Raw genomic sequence first — 25,987 nt, 5'->3', positions numbered from 1 at the left:
ACATGAATTTAGTTATTGATGTGGGTAATACATCTATAAAAATAGGTGTTTTTCAAAAAGATATCTTGATACACAAAGAAAATCTAAAATTATTGGATTTTCAGGAACGTATTGAGAAATTGCATCAGGACTATTCATTTATAAATAGCGCTATTTTATCTTCTGTGGCTAATTTTCAAGAAAAAGATATAACCTTGTTAAAAAGTAAATTTAAAACTCTTATTTTGGATCATACGCTAAAAATGCCTTTTCAAAATTTATATGCCACTCCAAGAACATTAGGAGTGGATCGTTTGGCATTAGTAGCAGCTGCCGTTTGTCAGTTTCCCAAAAAAGATACTTTAGTTATAGATGCTGGTACCTGTATTACCTACGATTTTAAAAATAAAGAAGAGTTTTATCTTGGAGGAGCAATAGCACCCGGTATAAGGTTGCGATATACAAGTCTTAATAATTATACTTCCAAATTACCGTTATTAAATCTCGAAGCACCAAAAAATCATATAGGAGATAGTACAAATCAGTCAATTCATTCAGGTGTTGTAAACGGTATTTTATATGAAATTGAAGGGACAATTGCCGAATATTGCAACACTTACCCTGATTTAACAGTTATTTTAACCGGTGGAGATGCACATTTTTTGTCTAAAAGATTAAAAAATAGCATATTTGCCACCTCTAATTTTTTATTGGAGGGACTAAATTACATTTTAGCTTTTAATAATAGTCAATGATAAAAAAGATTTTAGTAGTTGTTTTGGTAATAATTACCGGTGTGTCTAATGCTCAGGAAGGAACATCGTCTCCTTATTCTTTTTATGGTATAGGGTTGCAGAAGTTCAAAGGAACAGTGGAAAATAGGTCGATGGGAGGATTAGGTATACTTGCAGATAGTATTCACTTAAATCTTCAGAATCCCGCAGCTTATGGAGAGTTGAGATTGACTACCTATACCTTGGGAGCTAATTACAATGGATTGAATTTAGATAATGCTGCAGGAGATGATTCTTACAAGGATAATGCATCTTTGGATTATCTGGCAATTGGAATTCCAGCAGGAAGGTTTGGTTTTGGTTTCGGAGTACTTCCGGTAAGTTCGGTAGGTTATCAAACAAATTCTTTTGATAGTGACGGGTCTGAAAATCAGTTTTTTGGAACTGGAGGCTTGAATAAAGTGTTCATCGCTGCTGGTTTTAAAGTTAACGAGAATTTAAGTGTTGGTTTAGATATTAATTATAACTTTGGGAACATTGAAAATAAGGCAATTCTGAGGCGTTCGGAGGTGCAATTTGATACTAGAGAGATTGATAATTCTGATCTTTCGGGAGTAAGTTTATCTTTTGGGGTGGCTTATAAAAAAATGCTTACCGAGAAACTGGAATTAACAACTTCTTTTGTTTCTACTCCTTCATTTAAATTAGCTTCAGAAAACTCTATAGAACTAGCTACCATACAGATATTAGCTAATGGATCAGAATTAGTGATTGAAAGTCAGGACTTGGAAGTAGAAAATAGAGATCTTGATCTCCCAGCAGAATTAAAGTTTGGTGCAGGTATAGGAGAACCTAAAAAATGGTTCCTTGGAGCTGAGTATACTTATTTAAATGCCAAAGATTTTGATAATAGATCTTTTACAGCAGATAATGTTATTTATGAAAATGCATCCCAATTTACAATAGGAGGATATTATATTCCAAAATATAATTCACTTACAAGTTATTTGAATAGAATAGTTTATCGAACAGGATTGCGATATGAAGAGACTGGATTGAATATAAATGGACAGGCAATTAATGAGTTTGGCATATCTTTTGGAGTAGGATTACCAGTTGGGAACTTGTTCTCTAATGCGAACATAGGTTTTGAGTTTGGAACACGCGGAACAACAGATGCAGGACTAGTAAAAGAAGAGTTCTTTAATCTATCATTAAGTTTATCACTAAATGATAAATGGTTTAGAAAAGTGAAATTTAATTAACTACAATTATACAGCTATGAATACTAAAGTTTTATTTACAATAGCAGCAGGGTTAGTTTTAGGTACTTCTAGTGTAAGTGCTCAGGCTACAGACTGTGCTACTACGGCTTCTATAGCCTATGAGCATGCTAAAGTAAAAAATTGGGAGGCAGCGGAAGCACCTTTATGGAAAGTAAGAAAAGAATGCCCTACGCACAGTGTTGCTACTTTCCAATTTGGAAAAAAATTGTTAGAAGCAAAATATAAAAAGGCAGCTGCTGGAACTGCAAAAACAACTATTGCAAATGAAATGATTGCTTTGTGGAAAGAGCGTCAACAATATTTCCCAGCAAAAGTAAAATTAGGAGATATGCATTCTGATATTGGTCAGATCATGTATGATAATAAAATAGGGACCAAAGAAAGTCAGTTTGCAGAGTTTAACAAAGCTTGGACTGAAGATAAAAAGAATTTTTCTAGTCCAAAAAAGGTGTATACCTACTTTTATTTATTAGTAGAGCTTCAGGCTGCTGGAAAGAAAGAACTTCAGGATGTGTTCGATTTATATGATGGAGTAATCGAAAAAATTGAGGATGAAGAAAGTAAAAAAGCAAAAATAGTTTCTGAATTAACAGAAAAAGAAGAATCTGGAGCTGCACTTTCTAGTAAAGAAAAGAAAAGATTAAAAACTTACGATAAAATCCTTAATAATTACAGTAAGGTTAAAGCAGGTGTTAATCAGAAACTTGGAGAACTAGCAGATTGTAAAAACTTGATTCCTTTATATAATGGACAATTTGAAAGTAAGAAAAGCGATATTAACTGGTTAAAAAGTGCCGCAAGTAGAATGTCCGCAAAAGAATGTACAGATGATCCATTGTTTTTCAAAATGGTGGAGGCATTACACAAAGCAGATCCATCTGCTAAGTCAGCGCTTTACCTAGGAATACTTGCGCTTAAGGATAAAAATACTTCTAAAGCGTTAGAATATTATAATCAGTCAGCTCAGTTAGAAACCAAAGCAAGTGATAAAGCAAAAGTATATTACAAGATTGCTGAGGTGTACAGAAAAAGAGGTAGCTACAGTAAAGCAAGAGCTAATTATAAAAAGGCATTAGCTAACAAGCCTTCTTTAGGACAAGCGTATTTGAAAATAGCAAATATGGTTGCGAAGAGCGCTAACGATTGTGGTACCGATGTATTTAGCAAAAGAGCGGTATATTGGTTAGCAGAGAGATATGCACTAAAAGCAGGTAAAGTTGATGCTAGTTTAAAGAAAACTGCTGCAGGAACAGCTGCAAATTATAGAGCAAAGGCGCCTTCGAAAACAGATATCTTTAATAATCCTGAGATTAAATCTGTAAAGATTGGATGTTGGATTGGAGAAACGGTTAAGGTACCGAAACTATAATGCAAAAGAGAACTATATATATATTAGGAAACTTTGTCACAGCTTTTGCTGTGACATTGTTTTTTTCATGTCAATCTAAAACATCCCAAACGAATTCATATCGCATTGATGATGATGCTCCAATTGCAGAAGCTTTTGAAGTTAATCTTAAGTACACAGACTCAGGTAGGTTAACAGCAGTTCTCAGAACTCCTAAAGTAAAAGATTATACAAATAAGGGATTTGGATATCGCGAGTTTCCAGAAGGGATTGTTTTAGATATCATTGATAATGAAGGGAAAATTAGTGTAGTAACATCAGATTATGCTATCTCTTATGTGGAAACAGGTCTTATAGATATGAGAGGTAATGTAGATATCAAAACTGCTGATAGTACACATCTTATGGCTAAGCAGTTATATTGGGATCAAAGTATTAATTGGGTTTTTACAGATCAACCTTATAAAAGTATACTCCCAGATGGTAATGTTAACGAAGCAGATGGTTTTGATGCTAATCAGGATTTTACTATCTTGAATTCACGTATTAATGAAGGAGTAATGTTTATCGAAGAGTAAATTAATATGATGAAAATTTTTAGATTTTTTGAATTTGCTTATCTAGCTATTACTTGTTTTTTTCTTTATCAAGCATATGAAGAATGGGGAAAACAAGATGGTAGAAGTGTTCTATATCTCTGTTTTGCTGGAGTAGCTGTTTTTATGTTCTTCTTTAAGAGAAATTTCCGAAAAAGAATTGATACCAATAGTAATCAGGATAACAAATAATGGAGCTACAAATCATTGTAATTGTATTCTCTGTTATTCTCTCTGCCTTTTTTTCCGGGATGGAGATAGCTTATGTGTCTTCGAATAAAATTCATATCGAGATAGAAAAAAAACAAGATGGTTTTCTAGCTACTATCTTATCTCGATTAACAAAAAAACCTTCCAAGTTTATTGCTACCATGTTAGTGGGTAATAATATTGCATTGGTAGTTTATGGATTCTACATGGGAGAGTTGCTAATGGGATTCATAGAAGGATATTATCCGGATATGGCGGCAAGTGTTAACTTATTGCTACAAACTATTATATCTACTTTTGTTATATTAGTTACTGCGGAGTTTTTGCCGAAAGTGTTTTTTCAAATTTATGCCAACACTTTATTGAAAGTTTTCGCGTTACCAGCCTATTTTTTTTATGTACTTTTTTGGTTTATTTCTTCTTTTGTTATCTGGATTTCTGACTTAGTGCTCAAGAAATTCTTAAAAACTGATGGTGATGAAGTACAACTTGCATTTACCAAAACTGAGCTAGGAGATTATATTACAGAGCAAATGGAAACTGTAGAGGAACATGATGAAATAGACAGTGAAATTCAAATTTTTCAAAACGCGCTCGATTTTTCTGATGTAAAGTCTCGAGAAGTAATGATTCCTAGAACCGAAATCATTGCAATCGAGAAATCAAGATCATTAGAAGAGGTGAGTCAGCTTTTTATAGATACTGGATTATCTAAGATATTGGTGTTTAATAATACTATAGACGATATCATAGGATATATGCATTCATTCGAACTTTTTAAAAATCCTAAATCAATCAGGTCTATTTTACTTCCAGTAGTTTTTGTGCCTGAAACCATGTATGTAAAAGATGTATTGAATCTATTAACTAAAAAGCATAAGAGTGTAGCTGTGGTTATAGATGAGTATGGAGGTACTAGTGGAATTATAACAGTGGAAGATATTGTAGAAGAACTTTTTGGAGAAATTGAAGACGAGCACGATTCTGTTGATTTAATAGAAGATAAATTGGCAGAAAATCATTATCGTTTCTCGGCAAGAATGGAAGTAGATTATATCAATGAAACCTATAAATTAAATTTGCCCGAAAGTGAATATTACGAAACATTAGGAGGAATGATTGTAAACCATACAGAAGAAATTCCTGAACAAGGTGATGTTGTAAATATCAATGCAGTGACGGTTAATATTATAGAAACTTCCAACACCAAAATAGAAATCGTGGAATTAAAGGTTAAGGAAGAAGACTAATTTCTGTTTGTCAAAATTCTTCTGATATAAAAATCAGATAACCTTTCTTTGTTTATTTGGAAAGTTTGTTTCAGTTAATGTTCTGTTTTTTTTATTATACTTCTTAAAATCAGGTAATTGTATTGTGTTTATTGTGGGATTAATCTGTATTTTTTTACGGTAAAATATCATGAAAAATAAAATGCAAAAAAAGTTGTAAAGACTTTCTGTCTTTAATTGGTAATATTCTAAGAAAATGGTATTTTCGCCCACTATATTTCAATAAATTAAACTTAAAATGGCAGTTTTAAATAAAATCAGACAACGTTCCGTTTTCTTAATTGTGATTATCGCATTAGCGCTTTTCTCATTTGTATTAGCGGATTTGATTCGAAATGGAGGAGCTATTTCTCAAAAAGCAGCAAATACTATTGCTACCATAAATGGGAAAGAAATTGATAGAACTGATTTTGCACAGAAGGTAGAAGCAGCTTCTAGAAATTTTGGTGGTGGATCTAACTTACAAACTGTAAACTATGTTTGGAACCAAGAAGTAAGGCAAATCGTTTTTGATGGCCAGTTCGAAGAGCTTGGTATTAGAGCTGGTGCTGATGAAGTGAATCAATTATTAGAAGAAGGATTAGCTAATAATCCTACTTTTCAAAATGAAGCTGGAGTTTTCGATAAGGCCAAAATGCAAGAATATGTTGCAAGTATCAAAGCCAATCCTGTTGCATATCAACAGTGGATAGATTATAAGCGATCTTTAGGAAAAGGAGCTTTAGAACAGACATACCTTAATATGATTAAGGCTGGAGTAGGAGCTACTCTTAAAGAAGGTGAGTTGGCATACAAAATGGAAAATGATGTAGTGGATATTAAATATGTTCAATTGCCTTTTACAAGTATTCCTGATACAGACGTAACAGTATCTGATGCAGAAATTCAGTCGTATATAGATAAACATCCTGATTTGTATCAAGCAGAAGCATCTCGAAATATGAGATATGTGTTCTTTAAAGAAGAACCAAGCAAAGAAGATGAAGAGCGTCTGATAGCAGAAGTTGCCGAACAAATCGGAGGACTTAAAAAAGCGGAGAATATTGAGGAGTTTATTAACGTTGATCAAAGTTCTGCTCTGAAATATAATGATCGTTTCTTGTTTAAAAAAGATTTACCTTCAACAGTTGCAGATACCTTGTATAATGTTCCGGTTGGAGAAGTTTATGGACCATATAAAGATGGTAAGTACATTAAGATATCTAAGGTAATAGCAAACAAGCAATTGCATGATTCACTGAAAGCAAGTCATATTTTAATTTCTTGGAAAGGTCTAGGTACGGCTGGTGATACCGAACGTACTAAAGAAGAAGCAAAAACGTTAGCAGATAGTTTGTTAGCCGTTGTAAAAACTGACAAAGCGAAGTTTTTAGCTTTAGCTAAAGATTTTTCTGCGGATAATTCCAATAAGGATAAAGGTGGAGATTTAGGATATTTTGCTCCGGGTAGAATGGTGCCAGCGTTCAATGATTATATCGTTGATAACAATGTAGGTGATATGGGAGTTGTAGAAACACAGTTTGGATATCATATTATTACTATTGAGGACAAGAAAAATGAGCAGAAAGCTGTAAAAGTTGGAACGATTGCAAGAGAAATCGAAGCTAGTGAGAAAACGATTAATGATATATTTACGGAAACTACAAAGTTTCAGATAGCTACCAAGGATGGAGATTTTGCTGAGAAAGCAAAAGAAAGTGAGTACAATGTTCGCCCTGTAAATAAGATAAGTGAATTAGCAGAAAATATTGCTGGACTTGGTGCACAGAGATCTATAGTACAATGGGCATTTAATGAAGAGACAAAAGTTGGAGATGTAAAGCGTTTTGATGTAACTGATGGATATGCGGTTGTTCAATTAACAGGAAAAGCATCTAAAGGACTTCAAAAGGTAGAAGATGCGAGTGCTTCTGTAAAGCCAATACTTATAAAGGAGAAAAAAGCGGAAATGTTGAAGAATAAGATTTCTGGTACTAATTTAGACGAGATCGCTAAAAGTCAATCACAAGTAGTTAAAACGGCTTCTGCTCTTAATATGAAGACTCCAACAATTAGTGGTGCCGGTACTGAACCGAAAGTAGTAGGAGCAGCTTTCGCATTAGAAAGTGGTCAAGTTTCTGAACCAGTTGTTGGTAATAATGGAGTATACGTTGTAGAAGTTACAAAAAAGACACCTGCTAGCGGTTTAGATACCTATATGAGTTATGCTGCACAAGAATCTAAAACACAGGCAAACGCTGTGAATACGAGAGTTTTTAATGCGTTGAAAGAAGCAGCAGATATCGAAGATAAAAGAGCAAACTTCTATTAGTCGTAGTTTACAACAGATAATAAAAAAATCCTGAAGCATGCTTCAGGATTTTTTTTTGTTTATAAGATATAGAAAAAGGTTTTTATGCTCTAACCTTTTGTTCCCATTTCCAGGCAGATGATAAGGCTTCATCTAAGCTGCTTTTAGCTTTCCAGCCTAACTCATTATTAGCTTTGTCGGTGTTCGCATAAGCAGATGTAATATCACCTTCTCTTCGGTCTACCACTTGATAATTTAGTTTTTGATCAGAAACCTTTTCAAAAGATTGAATCACCTCTAATACCGAACTACCAGTACCTGTCCCTACATTAAACACCTCATAATTAAAAACATTATTGTTTTTAAGTAAACGCTGTAATGCTACTACGTGTGCTTTTGCAAGATCAACAACATGGATATAGTCTCTAATACAAGTACCATCTTCTGTAGGATAGTCATCACCAAAAACAGAAAGCTGCTCTCTCAATCCGATAGCAGTTTGTGTAATAAATGGAACCAGATTTTGTGGAACTCCTATAGGTAATTCTCCTATTTCTGCGGATGGATGTGCGCCAATAGGATTAAAATAGCGCAATGCAATAGCGTTTAGATTGGGTTGTACCTTGCAGGTATCTCTTATGATTTCTTCTCCTATTTGCTTGGTATTACCATAGGGAGATTCTGCAACCTTTACAGGTGCATTTTCGGTTATAGGTAACTCATCAGCTTGCCCGTATACCGTACATGATGAGCTAAAAATGAAACTAGTTTTGTCTTTTTTCTGTAATTCTTGGAGAATATACACAAGAACACTAATATTGTTTTCGTAGTATAACAGAGGTTTTTCTACACTTTCTCCCACTGCTTTTGATGCTGCAAAATGAATAACTCCTTCAATATCATGATGACGTTTAAAAAAGTCCTGTACTTTGTCTTTTTCTCTCAGATCAAAGTTTTCAAAAATTGGTTGTTTTCCGGTAATTGCTTCAACACCTTTTAAAACATCTGGAGAGGAATTAGAACAGTTGTCTATAATAACAACTTCATACCCTTCATTTTGTAGTTCTACCGCTGTATGCGATCCGATAAACCCTAATCCACCGGTTACTAATATTTTCATTTTTTTGTTTTCAAGAGTTTTTATTAGAACGAGTTGTAAAGTTAATACAATACACTTTATAACCGAAAGCAGATGACAAATAAGTTTATGTAATGGTTAGAATATTAAATAAGTACTCAATACTAGCAGTGTAATAAGTCCTCCAATGGCAAAAGCATATTTCCAGGGTGTGGTATCAATAACTTCTGTAGTTATAGGTGTATAGATATCTTTTTTAGGTTTCCACATTCCTACAATTAGCATGATAGCAACATTAATGACAAACAAAATACCCATGACATGCAAGAAGTGTGGATAGGCTTCAGCTTTTATAATAGCTAATTGATCAGGATCTGTAATACCATTAGTAGTAGCTTCTAATAACGCTTTATTTGTGAAATGAGGTCCCAAAATAAGTAAGCTTATTAAATACATTAGTACACCACCGATTAACACTATTTTAGCACCAATTGCAGGCACTTTTTTCGTCAAAATTCCAATGATAACCACAGCCAGAATAGGTACGCTTAAGCTTCCTAATGCTTGTTGGATATAAGAAAATAGACCTGCTGGAGCATTGGCGATAAAAGGAGCAATCGTCATAGAAATCATGGCTACAATAAAGCCAAATAATTTACCAGCTTTTACCGTTTGGAGTTCGCTTGCATTTCGATTAAAAAATTTCTTATACAAGTCAAATCCAAAAAGTGTAGCACTACTATTTAGTAGACTATTAAAAGAGCTTAATACCGCTCCAAATAATACTGCTGCAAAAAAACCAAGTAATGCAGGTGGAAGCACTTTACGAACTAGTTCTGGATATGCTCGATCCGCCGAACTAAGTTCTCCATTAAATACGTTCCATGCAATAATTCCAGGGAGTACAACGATTACAGGTATTAGAAATTTTACAAATGCTGCGAGCATCATGCCTTTTTGCCCTTCTTTTAAACTTTTGGCACCAAAAACACGTTGTAGTATGGATTGATTCGTACCCCAATAATACATCTGAGCAATCATCATTCCTGTAAATATAGTTCCTACCGGAATAGAGGAAGTAACACCTCCGGTAACGTTAAATTTATCCTGGTTTTCGGTCCACAAGGTATGCATACCGTCCATCATGCTGCCATCTCCAATCAGCTTTAAACCAAAATAAGGGATGAGCAGCCCTCCGATTAATAATCCAATTGCATTTATAAGATCTGATACTGCAACAGCTTTTAAACCTCCAAAAATGGCATAAATGATACCTATTAAGCCTATACTCCAAACACAAAGCCAAATTGAAGCAGATTGAGACCAACCTAATAAAGATGGTAAGTCAAACATGGTACTAAAGGCTAATGATCCTGAGTAAAGGATGGTGGGTAATAATACAATACTAAAAGCGATTAGAAATAAAACGGATAATATAGCTTTGGTATTTTCATCGAAACGTTTTTCTATAAATTCTGGAATTGTAGTGATACCACCTTTCATGTATTTTGGTAGTAACCATATAGCGGTAAGCACCATAGCAATAGCTGCCAGTGTTTCCCATGCCATAACAAGAATACCTTCAGAAAAAGCTTGTCCGTTTAATCCGACGATTTGTTCCGCAGATAGATTTGTAAGTAATAAAGAACCGGCAATTGTAATTGCACCAAGGCTTCTTCCTCCAAGATAATATCCATCTGCAGATTTTTCATCTGTACTTCTTGTTTTCCACCAGGCATATACTGCTACTAATAATGTAAATCCAATAAATGAAAGTATTCCCATATGTTTTGTTTTTAGAGAGTTTAGAAATCCAAGTGAGCTCTTTATTTAAATCTATACAATTTCATATTCGTAATAGGTAGATGCATCTAGTAATAAGAGATCTAAATACTGATTTTCTTGTTCAAGACGTTCTTCGTCCCAACCAAGATATTTTACTAGATCTTCTTGTACTACGGATCTGTATTGATGTACACTGCCAATATCAAAATATAGTCTTCCTGTTCTACGAACAAAAAAGTCGGCCAGGCCATTTACCATCTCATGATGCACTCCATACCAGACTTCTGATCGTATTAATTTTTCTTCAATAGCATCGTTCAAGAAGTAAGAGATCTTATTTATAATGATAGTTGCCTGTTTACCATAGGTGGTAGCTAGATACCAACCATAGTGCTCATCATTCAAACCTTTATCTTTTAACTGTTGGTTAATTTCTTCTAGATATTGGTTAACTTCAGCAGTGTCCTCTAACGGGTCGCTTGTTAGTTGAATATTCTGGGTGTAGGATTTAGAAAATTGCTCTCTTCTTTTACTACTCATAGTTTTTAGCACTGCATCAATGACCCGTTGCGCCATTTTACGATATCCTGTAAGTTTTCCTCCTGCAATAGAGATTAACCCTGTTTTAGAAATAAAAATTTCATCCTTTCTGGATAGTTCTGAAGGATCTTTTCCATCCTCGTGAATTAAAGGTCTTAGTCCAGCCCAATTAGATTCAATATCCTCTATGGTTAGATGTAGCGTTGAGAACATATTGTTTACGGCATCTAGTAGATACTGAGCGTCTTCTTTTGTAGCTACAACACGATTTAAATTAGCACTATAATTAGTATCTGTGGTACCTACATAGGTAGCTCTACCACGTGGAATTGCAAAAATCATTCTTCCATCAGGTACATCAAAATAGATTGATTGTGTAAGTGGGAACTTCTCTCGGGAAAAAACTATATGCACTCCTTTGGTAAGATGTAGATGTTTATTATTCATGGAATCATCTTTTTCTCTTAACAGGTCAACCCAAGGTCCAGCGGCAGAGACGTAGTTTCTGGATTTTATCGTAAAACTTTTTCCGGAATTATGATCTAAGCATTGCAGACTTTTAATTTTGCCTTCGTCATTATAGTTAAAGGTTGTCATCTCACAATAATTGATGATATTCGCACCATAGGATGCTGCCTTTTTTAGAAGCTCAATAGTTAGTCTAGCATCATCGGTTCTGTATTCTGCATAATACCCGCCTCCAGTAAGTCCATTTTTATTTAGTAAAGGTTCTTTGGCTATTGTTTCTTCTATACTCAACATCTTTCGTTTATCATCTCCTTCTACATTGGCTAAAAAATCATAGACTTTTAGTCCAATAGCAGTCATCATTTTACCGTAAGTTCCACCTTCTATTAGGGGAAGTAACATTTTTTCAGGAACAACCAGATGCGGCGCCAATTTATGAACGGTAGCTCGTTCGCTTCCTGATTCTTTTACTAAAGCAATTTCCATTTGTTTTAGGTATCGTAATCCCCCATGAATGAGTTTAGTAGATTTGTTGCTGGTTCCCGAAGCAAAATCATTTTTCTCTACCAAACATACTTTTAGACCTCTGGAGGAAGCATCTAATGCTATTCCTGCTCCAGTAACTCCACCGCCAATAATAATTAAATCATATTTTGTAGTTTGAGCTTGTAATAATTGTCTGTTTCTGTCCAGAATTGAAAAACGTATGGCTCCTTGTTCTTTGGCAGCAAGCATTTTGGCATTTGCAGATTTTGTGCGTTCTACAGCATCTTTCCAACCAGTATACTTCCGATTTCTTTCATGTTCAGAAATCTGGGGTTTGAACTTAGTATCTACAATTCTAATTTTTGATATATCTTTTTTTGTCCAAACCCCAGCTTTTATTCCTGCCAGGAATGCCGCGCCGAGTGCAGTTACTTCTAACATTGCCGGACGATCCACATCTACATTAAGAATATCCGACTGAAATTGCATTAAATAATTATTGGCAGACGCACCTCCGTCTACCTTAAGTTCTCTCATTAATTTGCCACTATCTTCTACCATAGCATCCAATACATCGCGAGTTTGGTATGCTAAGGCTTCTACAGTAGCTTTTATGATTTCGTTTTTACCAGAATCTAATGTGAGACCATAAATTGCTCCTTTGGCATTCATATCCCAATGAGGCGCTCCTAAACCGGCCAATGCAGGTACTACATATAGATCCTTCGCTGTTGGAGTAGATTTACAAATCTCCTCTGTTTCCGATGCTTTTTCTATTACTTGTAATTTATCTCGTAACCATTGTACAGAAGCTCCTCCTACAAATACACTTCCTTCTAAAGCGTATTTTATATTATCTCCAGGAAGACTGCAACATAAGGTAGTAAGTAACCCATTTTTAGATTGATAAGGTTTTTTTCCGGTATTTAGTAGTAAAAAACAACCGGTTCCATAGGTGTTTTTGGCGATACCAGATTTGTAACCTCCCTGCCCAAAAAGAGAAGCCTGCTGATCACCAGCTACTCCGTATATTGGAATTTCTTTTCCTTGATAATTGATACTGCCAAAATCTGATGAGGAATGTAATACCTCTGGAAGCATCGAATTTGGAATATTTAATTCAAAGAGCATTTTTGAATCCCATTCCAAGTTCAAAATATTATATAGCATCGTTCTAGATGCATTAGAATGATCCGTAACATGTCTTTTGCCATTGGTAAATTTCCAAATAAGCCAGGTGTCAATAGTTCCGAATAATAAATCTCCTTTTGACGCTTTTTCCCTAGCACCTTCTACATGGTCTAATATCCATTTTAATTTTGTGCCTGAGAAATAGGAGTCAATTACTAAACCCGTGTTTTTGGAGACATATTCTTCTAAACCTTTTTCTTTTAGGTTTTTACAGATATTAGAAGTTCTTTTGTCTAACCATACAATAGCTTTATGGATAGGCTCACCAGTGTTTTTATCCCATACTACTGTGGTTTCTCTTTGATTTGTGATACCAATTCCTGCAATTTGGTCTACTGGTATTTTAGATTCAGATAATACATCTTCGAATACTTCTTTTTGATGCCTAAAAATTTCTTGTGGATCATGCTCTACCCATCCTGATTGTGGATAATATTGCGTTAGTTCTTTCTGAGAGATGCCACAAATAGTACCTTTTGTGTCAAAAATAATTGCTCGTGTGCTAGTGGTTCCTTGGTCAAAGGCTATGATATATTTCTTATCCATTAGGCAATAGTTAGCTTTATTTATACCTGTTTTGTTTTAGTTGATTATTAGATAATCATCTTAAAAACTGATAATTTTACAGAAGATGAATCGGTTGATTATAAATATCTGAATTATTATATCAATTGGAAAGAGAATCATCAATTAAAAAAAAATGTAATCGTTTGTATTATGTTTTATACATCATTTTTTCTCTTTTATTCGTTTTTTTTGGCTAATTCCTTATGGTTCTAGACTTTTTCTAATCTGATTAATCCGCAAACTGGAACTTTTATCTGTATGACTCCGATTAATATCATTAATGTACTTTCGCTAATTTTTTTACCGGTACAATCATAAATGATGCAATTATAAGCACCGTAATTTTGTTCGCTACTTAAGACTATTTTAGTTTCGAACTGGCCATTAATAATATCTACTTTATCAGTGTTTTCTGAAAAATCAATAGTATAATTGTCAAATACTCCAATAATAGTATGTGTTTCAGAAGCTGATTTTAGTATTGGATAATTAGCCAAAGGTCTTTGAGGAGTAAATCTGCCATTTAAGAAAATCTCCTTATGATTTCTCCAGTAGTGTGTGTAAAAGCGTATCATAGAAAGTTCTTCAGGGGACGCATCTTTAAGTAAAATAGATAGTTGCGGAACTCCAAATAAAGTGTTTACTAGTTGCAAAGCCTTTATCTCCAAAGGTTCTTCCTTGTGATAGGTAAACATATCACTATGTACCGCAGTATCTCCACATAACATTTTGATATCTGTAATTCGTACTCTATTCATAACAGAGTCTCCTGGACAATCGAATGCTCTAAACATGTTCCCATATTTACGCATTGCAGGACCTGTATATTTCTGTCGAAATTCGATGACAACTTCCGGATTTATAGCATGAAGAGAACTAATAATATCGGTCATAAGCCTATCTACGGCAAGATTTACCGATGAATAATCACGTCCATTTTCTTTAGTGAGTTTTGTACTCGGATACACTTTGAATTCGTCTATAAAGTCAAGTTTGAAACCATCAATTTTCCAAGCTACTAAAGCATTTACATATAAACTAATGAGATATGCTCTTACCTCTGGATATCTAGGGTCAAAAACAGGAGCCCAACGATGTTCTTCGGTTAAAAACTTACCTTTAAACTTTTGATAAGCTTTTGATTTTTTACCACAAAATGGAACAGAGTACCATAATGCTAATTTCATACCTGTTTTATGAATGTCTTGTATGAATTTTTCCATTTCAGGAATTCGTTCTGGAAGCCAATCACCCGTATAGTCATACCCTCGATTTTCATCTTTCGTTTGCCATCCATCATCCAGAATTATTAATTCATATCCTAATGTGGTGGCTATTTTACATTCCTCGATAAGATCTGTAGTGTCTAATTTTTGATGATATTGATACCAGGTGGAATAGACAGGTACTTTAGCTAATTCTGGAACATTTGCTGGGATGAGATTTTGAAAACCTTCCCACCATTTCCCTACACTTTTTAGAGATTCTGAAAAATGTTGTTGACTTTGATCAATTCTTAGCTGTGCATTATAATCGGTAATTTTATGATGTCTCTCCGTAAAGAATGAGATATGACAATACATACAATTATCCTCTTCTCGATATAATGCATTTAGTTTTTTTTTGTTTATGGCATCCGAACAAGCAAAAGTAATAATATTGCTATCATCGTGCCCAAATAATGAAATGACTGGTGAGTCTACGGAAATTCTCGATTCCATATGATCTAATTCCCAGTCATCCATAATTCTTTTGGCAAAATCAGTAGTAGGTTTCCATACTCCTTTTACATTTACCGCAGGAATTTTCCATTTAAGTGTTACTTCTTGAGGTTGAAATTCAGATGTTGAAGAAAAATTAATATTGTAAATGGTAACGTTATTTTGTTCTTCAAGTAAATGAATACTGACCTTAAAATCCTTAGATTTTTGTTGTATTTCTATAGTATGAGTAGTAATTACTTCTTTCATCTTTCCTCTATTCGTTGATATCCAAGTGTGGTTGTTTAATTGCCAGAGAGTTCATCTTTTGATTGTTTAAGCGGTGTACTACGACGCTATCATTGTTCTGGGTAGCTATAATTAGTTTCTCCTCATTTTTATTTTGTACAGAAATAATATGATTAGACTGTTTGGCCACTACAAATCCACTTTTAGTATTATGTATAGGAATGAATCCGTTGTTAGTGCCTTTTAGGTATATGCCAATGATAGCATCGTGTCTTCCGTAATTAGCCTCTGCCGAGTAGTTGTTTCCCACAATGAGAACATCTTTGTAGCCATCTTTATCAAAATCATCTACCAGAAAATCGTTTATAGGAGATTGCTGGCAGACATTCGGTAAGTAAGAAACTCTAAAAGTATTATTCCCTATGTTTTCCGCATAAATAGATTGAAATATGTTGGCGTGGAACGTTTCTTCTTTTAGGCTCTCTATACTTAATAATTCTTGAAAGCTTGTTTTTGCAAAATCATGGTAAGTAGGATATTTCTTTTTCAGGCTAACAATCTGTTTCATAATGTCATCTCTGGTATGAACAGGTTTAAGAGAAATACCTTCAGTAGTTTCAAAGTATTGGGCTAACAGAGGGTCAATGCTTCCATTTTGATCAAAATCTCTTTTGTAGACATACAATGGTTGATCAAAAGTAGGTTGTATGAAGCTATTCATCCCTTGATTTCCAGCAAGTATGTCCAGATCACCGTCGTTATCAAAATCTTCTAGAGCTATAGCATTCCACCATCCTGATAACTTTATAACTTCTCCATCCTTATTTTCCCATTGTACAGGGATTTCTTCTACTTTCTCGTCTTGGATATGATACATCATAATAGGCATCCATTGTCCTACTACAATTAATTCCTTGTTTTTATTATTATTTATATCTGCCCATATCGCATCAGTAACAATTCCAGTATTTGAAAATGCTGTACTGTGGCCTTTTGTTAAAGTACCATTCTTGTTTGTTACTAAAAAACTAGGGGTAGAGAGCGGATATTTTCCTGGTTGCACACCTCCACCAATAAAAATATGTTGTAATCCATTTGTCACATTATTAGAGGCAATGCAGCTAGTGTTGGTTTGTATTTCTGAAAGCACGTTATATTGTTTTTCTGAAAATGAACCACTTCCATTATTTAGGTATATTCGATCCTTAAGGAGTTTTGTGCTATTTCCAGCATCACTACCTCCACTACCTATATATAAATCATTATCTCCATCTTGATCTATATCTATAAATATCGAGGCTGTATCTTCATAATCCGTTTCAAATTGTTGAATAGGTTGGTATATTCCATTTTGATTTTCCTTAAACAGAACACCTGGTTTTCCTTTGCTCCCACCAATAAAAATCTCATCACCTTTTTGAGTATCTATATTTGCTGAACTTAAACAAGGGCCGAATGAATTAAATTGATGACTTAGTAATGATTGTTGTAGATAATCATTTAGGAAGTTTTCTTCATGTAAATAAGGAAAGACAGTAAGATCCTTTTTAAAGCTTAAAAATTCTTCTTTAATAGGTTGCTTATATGAGCTTTTTTCATAGTTGATAGATAAGGTTCGATTAGCTTGTATATCTTTGATTGTTTGGGAACTTTGATCTGGCCAAATCACTTGTATCGAATCTATTTTTTCTGAAGAAATCCCAAAATGGAGGATAGGTTCTACAGATGACAAATACCCTTTAACTACCGATTGATACTGTGTCTGTTCCTGTCCTTTTTCCCATAATATAATTTTGGATCCAATGCCATGCTTGTTTTTAGAAGTTCCTTTAAGTTGTATTCTAAGGAACTTTTTATTCTTTTCTGAAGTGTGGTTTTCTAGTATAGATGCGGGACTATTAATATTGTTAACGATTAAATCCAAGTCTCCATCTAGATCTAAATCCGCATAAGCAGAACCATTAGAATAGGTTTTTATACTTTCTGTCCATTGTAAAGATACATCTGTAAATTTCGTATTCCCATTATTTTGATAAAATACGTTCGAAAGGTGAATCCCAGGTAATTGATCCACTAGAGTTTTAAATTTTTCCTTGCGTGCGTTTGGTGTTCCAAAAATATTATTGTTTTCGGAGTAGTTGATAAAGTCTAAATCCGTGATATCTTTTACATAACCGTTAGTGATGTAGATATCTTTATCTCCATCATTATTATAATCTGCTATTAGCGGAGCCCAGCTCCAATCGGTACTTGCTATTCCAGAGGCAAAACCAATTTCGGAGGTTGGTAATATTTTATTCGAAACGGTTCCATTGTGAAGTTGTAGTGTGTTATGGACGTATTGCGGTGTATATCCATTCCTTTGAGAAAGGAGGTATTTATCATAATTGTTAGCTGCCAACATTTTTTTCTGCCTTTCGTAATCATTCGGAAGCATGTCTAATACCAATATATCGGGTAAAGCGTCATTATTAATATCTCCTACATCTACTCCCATGGCATTATACGTTTGCTTAGATAGTACTTGTTGGTTTGTTTCATGAAACCCGAGGTGTATTCCTTGCTCATTAACACCTTTATTTAAGTAGAGTAGATCATTAGTTATAAAATCATTACTCACATATATGTCTGGCCAATGATCATTGTTAAAATCATTGATAGCCACGCCAAGGCCGAATCCTTTATGAGTAATTCCTAGACTATCAGAGATATTGTGGAAATAGATTTGATTGGTATTTGGATCTGTTGTGTTCTCTAAAAGATAATCAGACAAATGATCGGGTAGATATTTTTTGGGTATAGGTGTGTTTCTATCCCTTTTCGTATTACCATTATGTACTATGTAAGCATCTAAATCTCCATCATAATCATAATCAAAGAAAATAGTTTGTTGACTATAGTTGCCATCATCTAAGCCAAAAATTTTAGCTTGTTCTTCAAAACTTGGAATGCCTTTTTGATTTACGCCTTTGTTAATATAAAGAAGGTTGTTACAGTTATTATTGCAATCTGAGCCTCCTGCGTTCAAATAAATATCATCCCATCCATCAGCATTGATATCCACAATACTAATACCAGTTATCCAGGAAGAGGTAGAAAAATTAGATGCTTCCGAAATATCTTGGAATTTCATATTTCCAAGATTAAGATAAATTTTACTAGATACTTGATTTCCTGTAAAAATGATATCAGGTAATCCATCATTATTAAAGTCTCCAATACCTACACCACCACCATTATAGCAATACTGAAAATCTATGGCGTTGATCTTATCATCTTCGGTGATAGTATTTTGAAACTGGATGCCTGTTTTTGATGCAGGTAGTTGTGTAAATAAATAATCCTGATTGGTTTTATTTTTACAACTAAAAAACAAAACGATAATGCAGATATGTATGAGGATTTTTTTCAAGGAATCTTTCTGAATTTTTAAAAACCAAGCAAACTTGTGGTTAAGGTTTGCTTGGTTAACTAAAACAATTAAATATTACAATCAAACTGTGGTTTACGTATTGCGTTTAGTATCCATCGTTTTGGTTTAAATTAGGATTAGCTTGTATTTCGGATAGTGGGATCCATAAAAGCTCATCCTGTCCTGTTGTAAATACGGCAGCAGGTCCAGCTAATGATTTTGGATGACGTCCTTCAGCAACTGTAGAACCTGGTCCTAAAATATCATCAGCCAATTCCCAACGAACTAAATCAAAAAATCGATGTCCTTCACCAGTTAATTCCATGATACGTTCATCAATAATGGCTTGTTCTACTTCTTCTTTAGATAGGGTATTAGGTAATAAAGAGATTTGTGCACGTTCTCTAACTTGATTAATAAAGGGAATAGCATCTGGTGTAGCTCCATTTTCGTTTAGCGCTTCAGCGAGCATTAATAACACATCAGCGTAGCGAATAATTCTCCAATTGGTCCCCAAAGTATGTCCAAAGCCAGGAATTTCAGCACTAGACAAGCCTTCGTCCAAACCTGCATATTTTCTTGAGAATAGTGCAGGAACTCCAAGATTTTGTGCTACTTCTATACTTGGTGCAAAGTCCTCTGTAAAAGGGGCTCCACCATATCCAGTGGCTCCGGGATAGTCAAAGGCAATTGTTCTATTTCGTCTTATTACATCACCATTGTCTTCGAAAACTTGAAGTATATGTGGGTTGATTACATGTCCCTGATCTAAACTTACGTGTGGAGGAGAATAATCAATGTGCCAGTTAGACTGAGATCCAGTAAGTGGCGCGTCTGCTCCCCATACAAAATTATCTTGCGCCACATACTGAAGCTCATATACAGATTCTAAATTGTTTTCTAACGTTGGGTTTGATGAAAAGTTATCCCCATAATTATCAGATGGAAGTAGAGAGTACCCTAAAGTGGTTACTTCTGTGAAATCTGCAATAGCATTTGTCCAATTTTCTAAATATAAATATGTTTTACCGCGCAAAGCCAGTGCCGATCCTCTGGTGGGTCGTCCTATGTCGTTTTCTCCCCAAGACTGAGGCAGTCTGTTAATAGCTTCGGTTAGGTCTGCAATGATTGCATCATTGAACATAGCAGGTGTAGCATTCGATGGGAAGAATTCTTCTGGATTTTGAGGATCCGGAGTTTTCATAACCAGTGGAGCTGTTCCAAATAGGTTTAGTAAATACCAATTGCAAAATGCACGTTGAAAATGTGCTTGTCCTAATATTTCATTTTGTACATCACCCGACAACACGTTATTACTGGCATCTTCTTCAATAATTTTATTCGCTCTTGCAATAGATTGATATAACTGTGGATATAAATCCACTGCCCATCTCGAGATACCCGGTTGTCCTTCTAAAGTAGACATAGTGGTATTTTGTTGAAACGGAATAACATTATAAGCATCTGATCGAAGCATAGCACCTGTATGAATTACACGGCCCCAGAATAAAACTGCAGTAATAGGGTGGTACATTCCGTTAACAGCTAACCTAAAATCATTTTCCGTTTGGAAAAACTCTGGTTCTGCTACGTTATTTGGATTCGAAATATTAAGATCTTCTTCATCACAACTATAATAGAATGCGACAAAAAGTAGCAACATTATAAGAGGTAGTATTTTTTTAATCGTTTTCATTAGTATATTTTTTTATTTTTTTAAAAAGACATTTGTAAACCAAAAGTAAAAGTACGTGGTCTAGGCTGTGCTCTTACGTCTAATCCTCTGTCAAAAACAGAGTCAGCACTCGTTAAAGGTGTAAAACCAAAGAATCCTCTATTGGTTCCTAATCCGCTATTGTTAGAACCAATTTCAGGATCGTAACCTGAGTAATTGGTAATTGTGAATAAGTTTTGAACGTTTACGAATGCTCTAGCATTAGAAACCCATTTCTTTCCAATAAGATCGGTTAAATTGTACCCTATTTCTAAGGTTTTAAGACGAAAAAAGGAACCGTCTTCGACAAAGAAATCCGAAGGAAGCTGATTCCCTGCAGTATCCTGTGTGGTTACTCTTGGAAGATTGGTGTTAGGATTTTCTGGAGTATAAGCATCCCTTACAATTCCTAGTTTATTATCATCTAGGAAGAAGTATCCAAAGAATTTGGTAACATTATAAATTTCATTTCCCTGAACACCATTAAAGAAAGCACCAAGATCCCAATTTTTATAATTTACAGAAAGATTAATACCATAAGCAAAGTCCGGAGTTGGATCTCCTAAATATGTTTGATCTTCATCATTTATAATTCCATCGTTGTTAATATCAACTCTTCTAAAATCTCCAGGTTGTAGTAATGCTCTACGATCAGGATCGTTTGCAAGAAAAGGATCATTGTCAATCTCTGCTTGGCTATTATAGATACCATCGGTTCTAAACCCAAAGAAAAATCCTAAAGGTTGTCCAACTTCGAAACGGTTTGCTCTTAATCCTTCTTCATTATAGGATGGTCCAACAATAGGGTTTGGAGAATCAGTTAACTCATTATCAATAGCAGAAATATTAAAGCCTACATTAAAAGTTAAATCACCTCCGGTGTCATAATTATACGCAGCTTCGAATTCGAAACCTTTATTATTAATAGAAGATGCGTTCTGGAATACAGGATTCACGGATCCGTTGGAGTCAGGAATAGCCACTGCTTGTATAACATCTTCATTATCCCTATTGAAGTAATCTAAACTTAATTTTAAAGCATTGTTTAATAATGAGGTATCAATACCGAAATTGATAGTAGTTGAAGTTTCAAAACTTAGTGTAGGATCGACCAAACTAGTAATAGCAAATCCTGGAATTTGTCCTGCAGCGCCACCAACTGTAATAGGAGAATTGGGTTCTACTACGGATTGATTAGAAAAAGGATCAACATTTTGAGACCCTAATTCTCCATATCCAGCTCTTACTTTTAGGTAATTAAACAGCCCTTCTTGATTAAAGAAATTTTCATCACTTACCACCCATCCTGCAGAGAAGGAAGGGAAGGTTCCAGTATTAAAACCATCTGCAAATAAAGAAGTTTCATCACGTCTTACGATAGCCGTAAGTAAATACTTTTGTTTGTAATTGTAGTTAACACGTCCAAAAACGGAGAACAATTTATTATCAAAACGCCCACCACCTGAATTTATAATATTATCAGTAAACTGTGCGATATTGGTGATATTGTTACTTGGTAGTCCTTCTGCATAAATTGCCAGTGTGTTTGTTGTAATATCTTGGCGAGCACCTCCAGCAAGAAGGTCAAAGTTATGATCACCAATACTTTTTTTGTAATTCAGTGTTGGTTCTACGTTAGTGGCATAGCGTTCTCCTCGCACTTCGGTAAGGTCATTGAGGGGATTTGCATTAACTTCACTATCTATATTACTCTGAAAAAATGTAGGTTGGAAAGTGTTTCGATAAAAACTTGTATACTCAGTACCGAAATTAAGTTTTGCAGTAAGTCCTTCTATGATTTCATAGGAAATATTTATGTTACCTAAGAAATTGCGTTCTATATTTTGATCGTTAACTAATTGAGCATTGGCAAATTTATTAGTTCCTCCAATTCCAAATACAGGATCACTAATCGCTTCAAAACCTCCATCGTTTTCTGGAGCAAAAGGACGAATTATAGGAACTGTTCCTCCTTGATTTCCGAAGGCATTATTTCGGGTGAATCGGTTTTCAGAAAAACCAAATGATTCTTGGATTTTTAGTTGACCTAATTTGAATTCACTATTTAAGCGAGCGTTCTTTCGATTAAACTCCTCGCTTATAAGAAGTCCTTCTTCATCATAATAATTGGCACTAAAAAAGTACTTAGAATTCTCACCGCCTCCAGAGATATTGAAACCAAAATCTTGAATGGTTCCCATATTGATGGTTAGATCTTGAAAATCTGTATTGATACCTGGATCCGCGATGTCACCTGGTTGACCATCGTTAATTCTTCGTTGATTTAGAAAAGCAATATATTCTGGGCCATTTAGTAGGTCTAATCTTTTAGATTGCGTGTTAACACCACTTCTTACATCTATGTTTACTGTTGGGCTGGCATTTTGTTTCCCTCTATTGGTAGTTACGATAATAACTCCATTAGCAGCTCTGGATCCATAGATTGCTGCAGAAGTTGCGTCTTTTAATACTTGAAGATTGACAATATCCTTAGAGTTTAGATAGTTGATATTGTCTGTAATAGTACCATCAACAACATAGAGCGGAAAAGAATTGGTTAATGAGCTTACACCTCTAACAAATACATTGGCTGGACTACCAGGAGCACCACCGGCAGTTTCAACCTGCACTCCCGCAAGTTTTCCCTGCAAAGCGGCAGTTGGGTTCGCTGTTACTACTTGGTTAATGTCTTCTGATTTAATCTGAGATATTGCTCCTGTAACATCTCTTTTGGATTGTGACCCGTATCCAACAATAACTACTTCATCCAATGCCGCAGCATCTTCTTGTAATAGAGCATCTATTGTGGTTTGACCATTTACAGGAATTTCCCGAGCGATAAAACCAACATAGCTGAAGATAAGTATAGCATCAGGAGCTACATTGTCTAAAGTGTATTTTCCGTCAAAATCTGAAGTTGTTCCATTGGTGGTTCCTTTTACCAAGATATTTGCTCCCGGCAAAGGACCGTTAGGTTCTGTTACTGTTCCAGAAACAGTTTGTTGCGCATATATTAAGGTAGTACTTAATCCAAGCAGCAACATCATTATACGATTACATATTTTTTGCCTCATATGATTTGTGTGTTTGTTAATGATTTTCTGTCTTTTCGACAAAATTTGAGTAAAGAATATATTATGCTATGATACTCTATGCTACTATACAAAAGTAGGATATTTATTTTTATATCAAAATTTTATTGCGCTATATTTTGAATTATTCGCAATTAAACATGTGAAAAATTAGATATATGAAATAGTTTAAGTTGGTGTTTAATAAGATATGCTAAATTTAAAAGAGAGGTATATTCCCTTTGTAGTATGGTTCGAAAAGGAAGGTAAAACCAAAATAGATTATGTATCTATAAAGAGTTTCTTTGTCTTAAATAGGTCGGTGTAATTTCTTTGATAGGATTACCTTCTTTTACAAAATGAGCAGCTTTTTTGGCCATTAACGTAAAATCGGTGGAGATCGTAGTGATACCTCCAAAGGCAATTTCTTTCACAATATTATCATCATGAGCCAGAATACCAATATCTGCTCCAATTCGATACTCCATTTTTCGAGCATCTTTTAAAACCTTCCAGAGTTGAGTATCACTGATAGAAAAGTAGGCAGTACTTTTCTTAAGTGTATTCGGTTCATAACTATCTAATACAATTCCATTGATTTGATAATTATCAACATATCTATTAAAAGCTGCTAAAATCTCTGGAGGGAAGTCAGAATTTTTTTTGAAGAATAACACAAATCTGTCGTACTTTTTTATCTGTGGAGTAAGTTCTTCTAATTTTTGATAGGTAATATCTTCAAATTCCTGCGAAACATAAGAATAGTCTTTAGGCATTTTTAAGTAACGATCCACAATTAATAATCGATCTGGTGGAATCTGCTTTAGCATGGCAGGAACTTCTTCTTCTTGTATCGGGGCGATTACATACATTCCGTATTTACGAGATATATTGTCTAAGATTGTTTTAAATAAACTAAGATTATTATGATGAAAGAAGACATCAATATGGTATTTCTTACCAAGTTCTTTTCTAAAGGTATTGTAAAAATCTTCTTGAAAACTATGAAATGCAAATAAAATCAATGCTACTTTTAAGGTAACATTCGTTTCTTCACTAATAATATAATAACCTTTTAGATTTTTGGATTCTACAAGCCCTCTTTCCTTTAGCTCAGTATAGGCTTTCACAAAAGTTTTTCGTGCATATCCTACTTCTGAAACCATTTCATTAATAGAAGGAAGTTTATCTCCTACTTTCAATACCCCAGCATCAATTGCGTCTATAATACCGTTAACGATTTGCTCGTGTTTTGATAGGCTATTGATATCTTGTAGGTCGTATATTTTTTGAAGTAATGGAGACATAATTATAGTAAGCTTCTGATACGTATAAAATTAAACTTAATTCATAGATTCCAAAAATTTTACTTAATGGATTAGTTTTCGTTATAGGCATCTAAGCTTCATCACTTCTGACTTGCAAGAAGAATTGACTATTGAAGTTTATGTATCTAGAAAGTAAAAACTACTATTATAAAATTTTAGCAACCTCTTGATTTACAAACTCAAGAAATCTTTCATCTTTTTCTGTAAATGGATCTGGAGTTTCCGAATCGATATCTATTTGACCAATATTTTCACCATCCTTAAACAACGGAATTACGATCTCCGATTTCACTGTAAAGCTACAAGCAATATAATTATCTTGAGCTTGAACATCGGGGACAACAAAATTCTCATTCGATACTGCTACTTGTCCACAGATTCCTTTTCCAAAAGGTATTATTTCATGATCTGTTGGCTCACCAACATAGGTGCGAAGCTTTAATTCCTCCTTATCACCATTTCTAAAATAGAAACCAACCCAATCATAATAATCAATATGATCATTCAGTAATTTACAAACTTCATGAAGGCGATCGGTTACATTTTTTTCTGAATTATCAAGTATATTAACAACTTCTGGCTTTAATTTTTCAAATGGCATTCCTTACAATTTTTCCGGCTAAAATATTTAAAATATTTAAGATTGACAGATTTTTAGAATGGTAT

Annotated in this window: 16 protein-coding genes; 7 read left to right on the top strand and 9 right to left on the bottom strand. The window is 34.4% G+C overall.

Going from position 1 to position 25,987, the window contains the following annotated elements:
• The first annotated feature begins 2 nt into the window (after nt 1–2).
• The 7 genes from ABD077_RS00490 to ABD077_RS00460 all read left to right on the top strand — a co-directional run bounded on the left by ABD077_RS00490 (nt 3) and on the right by ABD077_RS00460 (nt 7,753).
• Nucleotides 3–734: a type III pantothenate kinase gene (locus tag ABD077_RS00490; RefSeq protein ID WP_343909435.1), complete on the top strand. Its 732-nt coding sequence runs from the start codon at nt 3–5 to the stop codon at nt 732–734.
• Nucleotides 731–1,978 (top strand): BamG family beta-barrel-assembly machinery protein, encoded by a 1,248-nt coding sequence (gene bamG, locus ABD077_RS00485; RefSeq protein ID WP_343909433.1) that lies wholly within the window; start codon nt 731–733, stop codon nt 1,976–1,978. The genes ABD077_RS00490 and bamG overlap by 4 nt, the downstream gene beginning before the upstream one ends.
• 16 nt (nt 1,979–1,994) lie before the next feature.
• Nucleotides 1,995–3,368, top strand: a complete 1,374-nt coding sequence (locus ABD077_RS00480) for a tetratricopeptide repeat protein (RefSeq protein ID WP_343909431.1) — start codon at nt 1,995–1,997, stop codon at nt 3,366–3,368.
• Nucleotides 3,368–3,925 (top strand): LPS export ABC transporter periplasmic protein LptC, encoded by a 558-nt coding sequence (gene lptC / locus ABD077_RS00475; RefSeq protein ID WP_343909429.1) that lies wholly within the window; start codon nt 3,368–3,370, stop codon nt 3,923–3,925. Before ABD077_RS00480 ends, lptC begins: the two co-directional genes overlap by 1 nt.
• 9 nt (nt 3,926–3,934) lie before the next feature.
• Nucleotides 3,935–4,135 carry a hypothetical protein gene (locus ABD077_RS00470; protein ID WP_343909427.1) on the top strand — a complete coding sequence of 67 codons (201 nt, stop codon included), beginning with the start codon at nt 3,935–3,937 and terminating at the stop codon, nt 4,133–4,135.
• On the top strand, nt 4,135–5,403 hold the full coding sequence (locus tag ABD077_RS00465) for a hemolysin family protein (protein ID WP_343909425.1): 1,269 nt from the start codon (nt 4,135–4,137) through the stop codon (nt 5,401–5,403). Before ABD077_RS00470 ends, ABD077_RS00465 begins: the two co-directional genes overlap by 1 nt.
• A gap of 277 nt (nt 5,404–5,680) precedes the next feature.
• Nucleotides 5,681–7,753 (top strand): peptidylprolyl isomerase, encoded by a 2,073-nt coding sequence (locus ABD077_RS00460; protein WP_343909423.1) that lies wholly within the window; start codon nt 5,681–5,683, stop codon nt 7,751–7,753.
• A gap of 82 nt (nt 7,754–7,835) precedes the next feature.
• On the opposite strand, the gene galE is transcribed toward ABD077_RS00460, so the two are convergent.
• From galE to ABD077_RS00415, 9 genes are all read right to left on the bottom strand, one after another.
• Nucleotides 7,836–8,852 carry a UDP-glucose 4-epimerase GalE gene (galE, locus tag ABD077_RS00455; RefSeq protein ID WP_343909421.1) on the bottom strand — a complete coding sequence of 339 codons (1,017 nt, stop codon included), beginning with the start codon at nt 8,850–8,852 and terminating at the stop codon, nt 7,836–7,838.
• A gap of 96 nt (nt 8,853–8,948) precedes the next feature.
• Nucleotides 8,949–10,595, bottom strand: coding sequence for a solute:sodium symporter family transporter (locus tag ABD077_RS00450; protein WP_343909420.1), 1,647 nt, complete (start codon nt 10,593–10,595; stop codon nt 8,949–8,951).
• A gap of 51 nt (nt 10,596–10,646) precedes the next feature.
• Nucleotides 10,647–13,826 (bottom strand): glycerol kinase GlpK, encoded by a 3,180-nt coding sequence (gene glpK, locus ABD077_RS00445; RefSeq protein WP_343909418.1) that lies wholly within the window; start codon nt 13,824–13,826, stop codon nt 10,647–10,649.
• A 230-nt stretch (nt 13,827–14,056) separates the two neighbouring features.
• Nucleotides 14,057–15,817, bottom strand: a complete 1,761-nt coding sequence (locus ABD077_RS00440; RefSeq protein WP_343909416.1) for a glycoside hydrolase family 36 protein — start codon at nt 15,815–15,817, stop codon at nt 14,057–14,059.
• Between the two features lie 7 nt (nt 15,818–15,824).
• Entirely contained in the window at nt 15,825–19,208 is a 3,384-nt protein-coding gene (locus ABD077_RS00435) for a VCBS repeat-containing protein (RefSeq protein ID WP_343909414.1), read from the bottom strand.
• 106 nt (nt 19,209–19,314) lie between these two features.
• Nucleotides 19,315–20,904 carry a RagB/SusD family nutrient uptake outer membrane protein gene (locus tag ABD077_RS00430; protein ID WP_343909412.1) on the bottom strand — a complete coding sequence of 530 codons (1,590 nt, stop codon included), beginning with the start codon at nt 20,902–20,904 and terminating at the stop codon, nt 19,315–19,317.
• Between the two features lie 20 nt (nt 20,905–20,924).
• Nucleotides 20,925–23,996 (bottom strand): SusC/RagA family TonB-linked outer membrane protein, encoded by a 3,072-nt coding sequence (locus tag ABD077_RS00425; protein WP_343909410.1) that lies wholly within the window; start codon nt 23,994–23,996, stop codon nt 20,925–20,927.
• Between the two features lie 287 nt (nt 23,997–24,283).
• Complete coding sequence (locus tag ABD077_RS00420) at nt 24,284–25,300, bottom strand: GntR family transcriptional regulator (RefSeq protein ID WP_343909408.1); 1,017 nt, start codon at nt 25,298–25,300, stop codon at nt 24,284–24,286.
• 166 nt (nt 25,301–25,466) lie between these two features.
• The gene (locus ABD077_RS00415; protein WP_299605761.1) at nt 25,467–25,922 is read right to left on the bottom strand and encodes a GAF domain-containing protein; all 456 of its coding nucleotides are present in this window, start codon (nt 25,920–25,922) and stop codon (nt 25,467–25,469) included.
• Nucleotides 25,923–25,987 lie beyond the last annotated feature (65 nt).

The sequence above is a fragment of the Aquimarina litoralis genome (assembly GCF_039523995.1).
GTDB lineage: Bacteria > Bacteroidota > Bacteroidia > Flavobacteriales > Flavobacteriaceae > Aquimarina > Aquimarina litoralis.
Note: the sequence above shows the minus strand (reverse complement) of the source record. Positions and strands in the feature narration are given on the sequence as shown.

Excerpts from the sequence above, each read along its gene's own strand:
- ABD077_RS00490 (WP_343909435.1), top strand. The coding sequence starts at position 3 with ATGAATTTAGTTATTGATGTGGGTAATACATCTATAAAAATAGGTGTT.
- bamG (WP_343909433.1), top strand. The coding sequence starts at position 731 with ATGATAAAAAAGATTTTAGTAGTTGTTTTGGTAATAATTACCGGTGTG.
- ABD077_RS00480 (WP_343909431.1), top strand. The coding sequence starts at position 1,995 with ATGAATACTAAAGTTTTATTTACAATAGCAGCAGGGTTAGTTTTAGGT.
- lptC (WP_343909429.1), top strand. The coding sequence starts at position 3,368 with ATGCAAAAGAGAACTATATATATATTAGGAAACTTTGTCACAGCTTTT.
- ABD077_RS00470 (WP_343909427.1), top strand. The coding sequence starts at position 3,935 with ATGAAAATTTTTAGATTTTTTGAATTTGCTTATCTAGCTATTACTTGT.
- ABD077_RS00465 (WP_343909425.1), top strand. The coding sequence starts at position 4,135 with ATGGAGCTACAAATCATTGTAATTGTATTCTCTGTTATTCTCTCTGCC.
- ABD077_RS00460 (WP_343909423.1), top strand. The coding sequence starts at position 5,681 with ATGGCAGTTTTAAATAAAATCAGACAACGTTCCGTTTTCTTAATTGTG.
- galE (WP_343909421.1), bottom strand. The coding sequence starts at position 8,852 with ATGAAAATATTAGTAACCGGTGGATTAGGGTTTATCGGATCGCATACA.
- ABD077_RS00450 (WP_343909420.1), bottom strand. The coding sequence starts at position 10,595 with ATGGGAATACTTTCATTTATTGGATTTACATTATTAGTAGCAGTATAT.
- glpK (WP_343909418.1), bottom strand. The coding sequence starts at position 13,826 with ATGGATAAGAAATATATCATAGCCTTTGACCAAGGAACCACTAGCACA.
- ABD077_RS00440 (WP_343909416.1), bottom strand. The coding sequence starts at position 15,817 with ATGAAAGAAGTAATTACTACTCATACTATAGAAATACAACAAAAATCT.
- ABD077_RS00430 (WP_343909412.1), bottom strand. The coding sequence starts at position 20,904 with ATGAAAACGATTAAAAAAATACTACCTCTTATAATGTTGCTACTTTTT.
- ABD077_RS00425 (WP_343909410.1), bottom strand. The coding sequence starts at position 23,996 with ATGAGGCAAAAAATATGTAATCGTATAATGATGTTGCTGCTTGGATTA.
- ABD077_RS00420 (WP_343909408.1), bottom strand. The coding sequence starts at position 25,300 with ATGTCTCCATTACTTCAAAAAATATACGACCTACAAGATATCAATAGC.
- ABD077_RS00415 (WP_299605761.1), bottom strand. The coding sequence starts at position 25,922 with ATGCCATTTGAAAAATTAAAGCCAGAAGTTGTTAATATACTTGATAAT.